Raw genomic sequence first — 9,750 nt, 5'->3', positions numbered from 1 at the left:
TCCTGGAAGGAGCGGACGAGGACCTCGTAGAAGACGGCGCGCTTGAACCAATCCGGGTCCCGGTCCTTGGCGGGGGTGTCCTCGAACGTGTCCGGAACGGGCTCGTTGACGATCATTGTGTGGGTGACCCTCCGGTCTGCGGGGTGGACGGTCGCAGGACGGCGAGGACGTGCGCGGGCCGGTTGCCCGGCTCCAGACGCACGTAGGCGGCCCTGCCCCAGTGGTAGGTCTCGCCGGTGAGCTCGTCGCGCACCGGCACCGACTCGTGCCATTCGAGGCCGAGTTGCGGCATGTCCAACGAGACCGTGGCCTCCTGGGTGTGGTGCGGGTCGAGGTTGACGACCATCAGAACCGTGTTCGAACCGTGCCGCTTCGAGTACGCGATCACCGCGTCGTTGTCGGTGTGGTGGAAGCGGAGGTTGCGCAGCAGGTGGAGGGCGGGGTGGCGGCGGCGGATGTCGTTGAGGCGGGTGAGCAGGGGGGCGATGGTGCGGCCCTCGCGGGCGGCTGCTTCCCAGTCGCGGGGGCGCAGCTGGTACTTCTCGGAGTCGAGGTACTCCTCGCTGCCGGGGCGCAGCGGGGTGTTCTCGCACAGTTCGTAGCCGCTGTAGATGCCCCAGGTGGGGGAGAGGGTGGCGGCGAGGACGGCGCGGACCTCGAAGGCGGGGCGGCCGCCGTCCTGGAGGTAGGCGTGCAGGATGTCGGGGGTGTTGGCGAAGAGGTTGGGGCGCATGCAGGCGGCGGTCTCGCCGGCGAGTTCGGTGAGGTACTCGGTGAGTTCGTGCTTGGTGGTGCGCCAGGTGAAGTAGGTGTAGGACTGCTGGAAGCCGATCTCGCCCAGGGTGCGCATCATGGCGGGGCGGGTGAAGGCCTCGGCGAGGAAGATGACGTCGGGGTCGGTGCGGTTGACCTCGGCCAGGACGCGTTCCCAGAAGACGACCGGTTTGGTGTGGGGGTTGTCGACGCGGAAGATCCGCACGCCGTGGTCGGTCCAGTGGCGCAGGATGCGTACGGTCTCGGCGACCAGGCCGTCCATGTCGGCGTCGAAGGCGACGGGGTAGATGTCCTGGTACTTCTTCGGCGGGTTCTCGGCGTGGGCGATGGTGCCGTCCGCGCGGTGGTGGAACCACTGCGGGTGTTTGTCCACCCAGGGGTGGTCGGGGGAGCACTGCAGGGCGAAGTCGAGGGCGATCTCCAGGCCGGCCTCGTGGGCGCGGGCGACGAAGTGGTCGAAGTCCTCCAGGGTGCCCAGGGCGGGGTGGACGGCGTCGTGGCCGCCCTCGGGGGAGCCGATCGCCCAGGGCACGCCGACGTCCTGGTCAGTGGCGGACAGGGTGTTGTTGGGGCCCTTGCGGTGGGTGGTGCCGATGGGGTGGATCGGGGGGAGGTAGACGACGTCGAAGCCCATCGCGGCGATGGCGGGCAGCCGGCGGGCGGCGGTGCGGAAGGTGCCGTGCGGCTGCTCGGGGGTGCCCTCGGAGCGGGGGAAGAACTCGTACCAGGCGCCGTACAGGGCCCGTTCGCGTTCCACCAGCAGCGGCAACGGCGCCGAGGCGGTGAGCAGTTCACGCAGCGGATGCCGGGCAAGGACCTCGTCCACCTCCGGCGTCAGCGCCGCCGCCAGCCGCGCCGCCACCGGCAGCGAGTCGTCGAGCAGGGCGGCCACGGCGGCCCGCAGGACCGACCGCAGCCCGGTGGACTTCGGCACCCCGGCCCTCGCCCGCTCGTACAGCCGCGCGCCCTCCCCCAGGACCAGATCCGTGTCGAGGCCGGCCGGGATCTTGATGCGCGCGAGGTGCCGCCAGGTGGCGACCGGATCCCCCCACGCCTCCACCGTGAAGGTCCAGTGGCCGGGTGCGTCCGCGGTGACGGTGGCCCCCCAGCGGTCGGTGCCCGGGGCGAGTTCACGCATCGGGGTCCAGGGGCCGGGGCGGCCCTGGGGGTCCCTCAGCACGACGTTGGCGGCGACGGCGTCGTGGCCCTCGCGGAACACGGTGGCCGAGATCTCGAAGGGTTCGCCGGTCACGGCCTTGGCGGGCCTGCGGCCGAGCAGGACCAGCGGACGGACGTCCAGAACGGGTATGCGCCCGACGGCGGTGGCCTCGCCCGCGGAGGGTGGCTCCGGGGCCGGCGGCCCGGCCGTGGCGGTGCGGCCGGGGGGTGCGCCGGTACGGGGGGTCGGGGGTGGTGACGAGTGGTGCGTGGCGGGCATGACCGCTCCTGTCCGCGTCAACGTGGGTGGGCGGATGGCTGTGGGGAGGTGGGTCCTGCGAACCCGGGGGTCCACCTGCGTGGTGTACCCGAGGGCGTACCGGGAAAGCCTTCCCACCCTATTCGAGTGGGCAATCCGGCACTTTGGTAACTACTCACGCGTATGTCTACCCACAAGTCCGGCCCCGTTCGCGGGGAACGGGGCCGGTGCCGGGACTGCGCCACCATCGGCCCGGGACTCTGCGATGATCGGCCCCGGACTCTGCCGTCACCCCGGTGGCACCTGGAGGATCCGGTCCGGCGAGCCGGCCCCCCGGTCGGACACCCGGCCCTGCGCGGCCCGCGCGACCAGCGCCGCGGCCACCTGGGCGGGCGTCGCCCGCGGACGGCCGGCCAGATAGAGCGCGGCCGCGCCCGCCGCGTGCGGCGCCGCCATCGACGTACCGGAGTACGTCGCGGCGGCGGTGTCGCCGGTACGGGACGCCGAGGTGATCGACACCCCCGGCGCGAACAGGTCGAGGGCCGAACCGTAGTTGGAGAACGGCGCCCGCGCGTCGTCGCGGTCGGTCGCGCCGACCGTGACGGCCTCCGGCACGTCCGCGGGCGAGTACAGGGCGGCCGCGCGCGAGTCGTTGCCCGCCGCGACCGTGTACGTGACGCCCGAGGCGATGGAGGCACGGACGGCCGCGTCGAGCTGGGCGTTGTGCACACCGCCCAGACTGAGGTTGGCCACCGCGGGCTTGTGCGCGTGCCGGGTGACCCAGTCGATGCCCGCGATGGCCCGGGCCGTGGTGCCCGCCCCCCTGTCGTCGAGCACGCGTACGGCGACCACGTCCGCCTTCTTGGCCACGCCGTACGAGGCACCGGCGACGATGCCCGCGATGTGCGTGCCGTGGCCGTTGCCGTCGGTGGCCGTGGCGTCGCCGTCGACGAAGTCCCAGCCGTAGGCGGCGCGTCCGCCGAAGTCCCGGTGGGTGATCCGGACCCCGGTGTCGATGACGTACACCGTCACCCCGGCCCCCGCCGAGTCCGGCGCGGTGAAACTCCGGTCCAGCACCGGGCCCGGCCGGTCGAGGCGGTCCAGGCCCCAGGACGGCGGGTTCCTCTGGGTGCGCTCCAGACCCACCCGGGTGTCCTGGACGACCGAGGAGACCCGGGAGTCCGCCGCCAGGCGGCGCGCCTGTCTCTCGTCGGCCCGTACGGCGTAGCCGTTCACCACCGTGCCGTAGGTGTGGCTGATTCTCACCCCGTACCGCTCGGCCAGCTCCCGGCCGGCCGTCGACGGAGCCCGGGTGTCCCCCTTCAGCACCACCAGGTAACTTCCGCCGACGGAGCCGGGATCGCCGGCGCCGAGTATCCGCCCCTCCGGTACGGCGTGCGCGGGCAGTGTGGTGGCCGAGAGCACCGCGGCCGTGGTGACCGCGGTCAGGCCAGCCGCCCAGCGCAGACGCCGTTTGCGCGTCCGTGCCATGGTCCGAGTTCCCCTCCTCGACTCGGGCGTACGACGGCCGCGGCGCCGGGTGTCCCGGTGCCGGCCGGTCCGCCACTGGCAGCTTTCCGTGCCACGTGAAGCACCACAAGAAGGCCTATGGTGGTGGAATCGGCCATATAGGCCGGGAGGTGCCGGTTCCGGCCGAACGGGGGGTCTGCGGGCGAAGCTCCCAGCGGCGGCGCCACCGACGCCGGTACCGTCGACTGACGACGAGACGCACACCGCCGTGCGTCCGCACAGCGACATGCGCCGAGGTGGAATGTGAAGGCGATCCGTCGATTCACCGTCCGTCCCGTTCTCCCCGACTCCCTCCGGCCGCTCAGCGATCTGGCCCGCAATCTGCGCTGGTCCTGGCATGCGGAGACCCGTGACCTCTTCCAGTCCGTCGACCCCGAGTGCTGGGCCGCCTCCGGCGGCGACCCGGTACGCCTGCTGGGCAGCGTGCCGCCCGCGAGGCTCACCGAACTGGCGGGCGACCGCCGCTTCCTGCGCCGCCTCGACGCGGCCGCCGGGGAGCTCAACGACTATGTGACCGGCGTCCGCTGGTACCAGGCGCAGTCCGCCGAACTACCGGCCGCCGTCGCCTACTTCTCCCCCGAGTTCGGCATCACGGCCGCCCTGCCCCAGTACTCCGGCGGCCTCGGCATCCTGGCCGGCGACCATCTCAAGGCGGCCAGCGACCTCGGCGTGCCGCTGATCGGGGTCGGGCTCCTCTACCGGCACGGCTACTTCCGCCAGAGCCTCTCCCGGGACGGCTGGCAGCAGGAGCACTACCCCGTCCTCGACCCCAACGAGCTGCCGGTCGTCCAGCTGAAGGAGGCCGACGGCACCCCGGCGCAGGTCTCCCTCGCGCTGCCCGGCGGCCGCTCGCTGCGCGCCCGGATCTGGCTGGCGCAGGTCGGCCGGGTGCCGCTGCTGATGCTCGACTCGGACGTCGAGGAGAACGACCTCGGCGAACGCGGCGTGACCGACCGGCTCTACGGCGGCGGCAGCGAGCACCGGCTGCTCCAGGAGATGCTGCTGGGTATAGGAGGTGTCCGGGCGGTACGCACGTACTGCCGGCTGACCGGCCACCCCGAGCCGGAGGTGTTCCACACCAACGAGGGCCACGCGGGCTTCCTCGGTCTGGAGCGCATCGCGGAGCTGGGCGAGCGGGGGCTGGAGTTCGACGCGGCCCTGGAGGCGGTCCGCGCGGGCACCGTCTTCACCACCCACACGCCCGTCCCGGCCGGCATCGACCGCTTCGACCGCGAGCTGGTCGCCCGCCACTTCGGCCCGGAGGCCGAACTCCCGCACATCGACGTCGAACGCGTCCTGCGGCTCGGCATGGAGAGCTACCCCGGCGGCGAGCCCAACCTGTTCAACATGGCCGTGATGGGGCTGCGCCTGGCCCAGCGCGCCAACGGCGTGTCGCTGCTGCACGGCCAGGTCAGCCGGGAGATGTTCGCCGGACTGTGGCCGGGATTCGACCCCGAGGAGGTGCCGATCACCTCCGTCACCAACGGCGTGCACGCCCCGACCTGGGTGGCCCCGGAGGTGCTGCGGCTCGGCGCCCGCGAGATCGGCGCCCAGCGCGCCGAGGACGCGCTGACGATCGGCGGCTCGGACCGCTGGGACGCGGTGCGCGGCATCTCCGACCAGGAGGTCTGGGACCTGCGCCGGGACCTGCGCGAACAGCTGGTGGTGGAGGTGCGGCGACGGCTGCACGCCTCCTGGCGCCAGCGCGGCGCCGGTGCGGCCGAGCTGGGCTGGATCGACGGGGTCCTCGACCCGGACGTGCTGACCATCGGCTTCGCCCGCCGGGTCCCTTCGTACAAGCGGCTGACGCTGATGCTGCGCGACCGCGACCGGCTGATGGACCTGCTGCTGCACCCCGAGCACCCGATCCAGATCGTGGTCGCGGGCAAGGCGCACCCGGCGGACGACGGCGGCAAGCGGCTGGTGCAGGAACTGGTGCGCTTCGCCGACGACCCGCGGGTGCGCCACCGCATCGTCTTCCTCCCCGACTACGGCATGGCGATGGCGCAGAAGCTCTACCCGGGCTGCGACATCTGGCTCAACAACCCGCTGCGCCCGCTGGAGGCCTGCGGTACCTCCGGGATGAAGGCGGCCCTCAACGGCTGTCTCAATCTCTCCGTGCTGGACGGCTGGTGGGACGAATGGTTCCAGCCGGACTTCGGCTGGGCGATCCCCACGGCGGACGGCTCCGGCATGGACCCCGACCACCGCGACGACATCGAGGCGGCCGCGCTCTACGAGCTCCTCGAACAGCGGGTGGCACCCCGGTTCTACGAGCGGGGCCAGCACGGTCTGCCCGACCGCTGGATCGAGATGGTCCGCGAGACCCTCGCCCTGCTCGGCCCGAAGGTGCTGGCCGGGCGCATGGTCCGCGAGTACGTCGAGCGCCTGTACACCCCGGCCGCGCACGCGCACCGCGCGATGACCCCGGCCGCCGCCGGTGAACTCGCCGCCTGGAAGACCCGGGTGCGCGCCGCCTGGCACGGGGTGAGCGTCGACCATGTGGAGACGGCCACCGCCACGGCCAGCGCCGAACTCGGCACCACCCTGGTCCTGCGGGTCCGGGTCGGCCTCGGCGGCCTCGGCACCGACGACGTCGAGGTGCAGGCGGTCTCCGGCCGGGTGGACTCCGAGGACCGCATCACCGACGCGGCGACGGTCCCGCTGAAGCCGACGGGCGGCCCCGACCTGGAGGGGCGCTGGGTCTACGAGGGTCCGCTGTCCCTGGACCGCACCGGGCCCTACGGCTACACGGTCCGCATCCTGCCGGCCCACCGGCTGCTCGCCTCCGGCGCGGAACTGGGCCTGGTGACGGTGCCCTCGGAGGAACCGGGCGAGGGTGCGGGGGTGCTGATGCGGTAGGCCGGCGCCGGACACCGGGGAGGCCGGGTGTCACCGCTGTGCGGCGGCGGCCTCGATCTCCTCGGTGAACTTTCGGGCGTCGACGGGCTTGCCGTCGCCGTCGAGCACCGTGATGTCCCGGCCGTCGGCCTTCACCGCCGGGGTGCCGGTGACGTCGCTGTCGTAGAAGGTCTCGCCGACCTTGTCGGCCCAGGCGAGGTAGGTGCCTTCCTTGACGGCCTTGTTGAAGGCGTGCGTGCGTAGACCGGGCACCTTGTCGGCGATCTTCAGCAGTTCGGCGCTGCTGCCGAAGGTGTCCGTGGTCTCCTCCTGCGGCTGGGCGGCGTACAGCGCGGTGTGGAACTGCTTGAACAGGGCGGGGCTCTCGTCCAGGGCCGCGCCGAGCGCGCCGAGCGCGGTCCGGGAGCCCTTTCCTTCGAGGCGCTTGTCGAGGAAGGTGGCCATATGGAACTCGATCTTCACCTTGCCGGAGTCGGCGAGGGAGGTGAGGGTCGCGCCCAGGTCGCGCTCGAAGCTCGCGCAGTAGGGGCAGCGCATGTCCTCGTAGACGCTCACGGTGACGGGGGCGCTCGCCTTCCCGTACGTGACCACCGTGCCGTCGGCCCCGGTGGTGTGCGCCGGGACGGCGAGCGGCGCCGCCTGCGCGGCACTCCCCGCGGAGTCGCCGTCGGCGGCGAGCCCGATGCCGACACCGGCGGTGAGTGCGAGCGCGGTGGCCGCGGCACCGATCACCAGGGCGCGGCGTGAGGTCTTGACGGGCATGGGCGTCCCTTGTCACGTGGGGGGAGTGGACCGGTGGAGCCACTCTCGAGACTAGGAGGGCGCGCTATCTCCCCGGAAGGGCCCTTTGTCCCTTCCGGGGCGGGGTCGGCGGGCCCGCCCACGCGGGCGCGGGAGGCTCAGGCCTCGTCGTGCGGTGCGCACAGGCGGCGCAGCACCGTCCCGCAGCGCCGTGCGTAGGCGTGCTGCAGGGTCCGGGTGGCCGCGCCGCCGGCCCGGGCGTACCACTTGGCCGGACGGCTGAAGGCGGAGACGGTGAACCAGACCGTGCCGTCGCCGGTGCGGTGGACGACGAAGGACTCCTCGCCGCACTCGGGGTGACCGGGCAGCGTGCCGTAGGCCCAGCCGGCGCGGCGGTGTTCCTCGACCGCCCAGACCACCCGGCAGGGAGCCTTGATCAGACCGGCCAGGGTGATGGTGACGTCCGCGCCGGGCGCGGCCCGGTCGGCCTTCGTGGTGACGCCGACGCCGAGCGCGCGGTGCATCTCCCAGGTGAGGACGGCTTCGGCGGCCCGGCGGAAGAGTGCCTCGCCCTCGCCGAGCCGGGTGCGTATGTGCAGGGGGTGGAAGCCGGGGGGACAGAAACCGGCGTGCTCGCGGGTCGCGCCGACGTCCGCGTACGTGAAGGACATGGGAAGCAAGGGTAGGGCGGTACCCCGGGACGCCGAAGTCCCGGGGTACCGCCCCGTCGACCGCCCTGCGGTCAGCTCACGTTGACCGCGGTCCAGGCCGCCGCCACCGCGGCGTACTGGGTGCTGCTGGAGCCGTACAGCGCGGACGCCGCCGACAGGGTGGCCGTACGGGCGCTCTTGTAGTTCGTCGTCGACGTCATGTACGTCGTCAGCGCCTTGTACCAGATCTGGAGCGCCGCGGCCCGGCCGATGCCGGTGACCGTCGAGCCGTTGTAGGTGGGCGAGTTGTAGGAGACGCCGTTGATGGTCTTGGCGCCGCTGCCCTCGCTCAGCAGGTAGAAGAAGTGGTTGGCGACACCGGACGAGTAGTGCACGTCCTTGCTGCCGACCGAGGAGGACCAGTAGTCCGCCGAGCCGCCGTCCTTGCTGGGCTTGTCCATGTAGCGCAGCGGGGTGCCGTTGCCGTTGATGTTGATCTTCTCGCCGATGAGGTAGTCGCCGACGTCGGAGGAGTTCGCCGCGTAGAACTCCACACCCGTGCCGAAGATGTCGGAGGTGGCCTCGTTCAGGCCGCCGGACTCGCCCGAGTAGTTCAGGCCCGCGGTGTTGGAGGTGACGCCGTGGCTCATCTCGTGGCCGGCCACGTCCAGCGAGGTCAGCGGGTGGGTGTTGCTGGAGCCGTCGCCGTAGGTCATGCAGAAGCAGCTGTCGTCCCAGAAGGCGTTGACGTAGCCGCTGCTGTAGTGGACCCGGGAGTAGGCGCCGACACCGTTGTTCTTGATGCCGTTGCGGCCGAAGGTGCTCTTGTAGAAGTCCCAGGTCTCCTGGGCGCCGTAGGCGGCGTCGGCGGCCGCGGTCTGGTCGGTGGAGGAGCTGGAGGCGGCGCCGGTGCCCCAGACGTTGTCCGCGTCGGTGAACAGCGTGCCGGTGCCGGAGGTGCCGTGGGCCAGGTTGTACGTCTTGTGGCCGCCGCGCGTGGTGTCGTACAGCTGGTACGTCGAGCCCGACAGGTTGGTGGTCAGGCTGACGGTGCCGGAGTACAGCGTCTTGCCGGTGCCGGTCGACGCGGTCTCGATGCCCTGGTACTCGAAGAGCTTCTTGCCGGTGGCCGCGTCGGTGATGACGTGCAGCTGGTTGGGGGTGCCGTCGTCCTGGAGGCCGCCGACGACCGTCTCGTAGGCGAGGACCGGGGTGCCGGAGCCCGCCCAGATCACCTTGCGGGGCGCGGCGTCCGCCGAGGTCTTCGCCGAGCCGGCCGCCTGCGCCGCGGTCAGCGCCTGCTTCTCCGCCGTGGCGGCGGCGATCTGCGGCTTGACGGAGGCGACCTTGAAGTTGGTCTTGAGGCCCTTGGTCACGCCCTCGGTCGCACCGGAGGCCGACTGGTGGACGATCAGGTCGCCGCCGAGCACCGGCAGGCCCGCGTAGGTGCGCTCGTAGCGGGTGTGCACCGTGCCGTCGACGTCCTTGACGACGTCCTTGACGACCAGCTTCTCCTGGGTGCCGAGGCCTATCGCGGTGGCGGTCCCGGGCGCGTCGGCCTGCTGCTGCTGGATCAGCGTGCTGCGGGCGGCCGAGGACAGCTGGAGGGGGGCCGCAGCGAGCGGTGCCGCCTTGGTGGAGTCCGCCGGGGACTGGGCGACGGCGGTACCGCCGGCGAGACCGGTGGTGAGCAGGGCGCCGGCCGCGACCGCAGTGGCGATGGCCAGGGTGGTGCGCTTGTGACGCGCGTAGAGGGGGCTCACGCAAGCTCCTTTG

6 protein-coding genes are annotated in these 9,750 nt (G+C 72.3%); 1 reads left to right on the top strand and 5 read right to left on the bottom strand.

The window, feature by feature from the left end; translation table 11 throughout:
• Positions 1-112: 112 nt before the first annotated feature.
• Both ACZ7OY_RS38400 and ACZ7OY_RS38395 read right to left on the bottom strand, forming a co-directional pair.
• Positions 113-2,212: an alpha-1,4-glucan--maltose-1-phosphate maltosyltransferase gene (locus ACZ7OY_RS38400; protein WP_472250209.1), complete on the bottom strand. Its 2,100-nt coding sequence runs from the start codon at positions 2,210-2,212 to the stop codon at positions 113-115.
• 267 nt (positions 2,213-2,479) lie between these two features.
• A complete protein-coding gene (locus tag ACZ7OY_RS38395) occupies positions 2,480-3,682 on the bottom strand; it encodes a S8 family peptidase (protein WP_472250208.1) in 1,203 nt (400 codons plus the stop codon).
• Positions 3,683-3,964: 282 nt separating this feature from the next.
• Here ACZ7OY_RS38395 and ACZ7OY_RS38390 point away from each other — a divergent pair, with 282 nt between their 5' ends.
• Complete coding sequence (locus ACZ7OY_RS38390; protein WP_472250207.1) at positions 3,965-6,583, top strand: glycosyltransferase family 1 protein; 2,619 nt, start codon at positions 3,965-3,967, stop codon at positions 6,581-6,583.
• Between the two features lie 30 nt (positions 6,584-6,613).
• Here ACZ7OY_RS38390 and ACZ7OY_RS38385 read toward each other — a convergent pair whose 3' ends face one another.
• The 3 genes from ACZ7OY_RS38385 to ACZ7OY_RS38375 form a co-directional block, all read right to left on the bottom strand.
• The gene (locus ACZ7OY_RS38385; RefSeq protein ID WP_472250206.1) at positions 6,614-7,345 is read right to left on the bottom strand and encodes a thioredoxin domain-containing protein; all 732 of its coding nucleotides are present in this window, start codon (positions 7,343-7,345) and stop codon (positions 6,614-6,616) included.
• A gap of 137 nt (positions 7,346-7,482) precedes the next feature.
• On the bottom strand, positions 7,483-7,995 hold the full coding sequence (locus tag ACZ7OY_RS38380) for a DUF1990 family protein (protein ID WP_384735141.1): 513 nt from the start codon (positions 7,993-7,995) through the stop codon (positions 7,483-7,485).
• Between the two features lie 71 nt (positions 7,996-8,066).
• Positions 8,067-9,737, bottom strand: a complete 1,671-nt coding sequence (locus ACZ7OY_RS38375) for a M4 family metallopeptidase (RefSeq protein WP_472250205.1) — start codon at positions 9,735-9,737, stop codon at positions 8,067-8,069.
• Between the last annotated feature and the right edge of the window lie 13 nt (positions 9,738-9,750).

The sequence above is a fragment of the Streptomyces sp. NPDC107559 genome (assembly GCF_055657365.1).
This window is presented reverse-complemented; position numbering and strand designations above follow the sequence as displayed.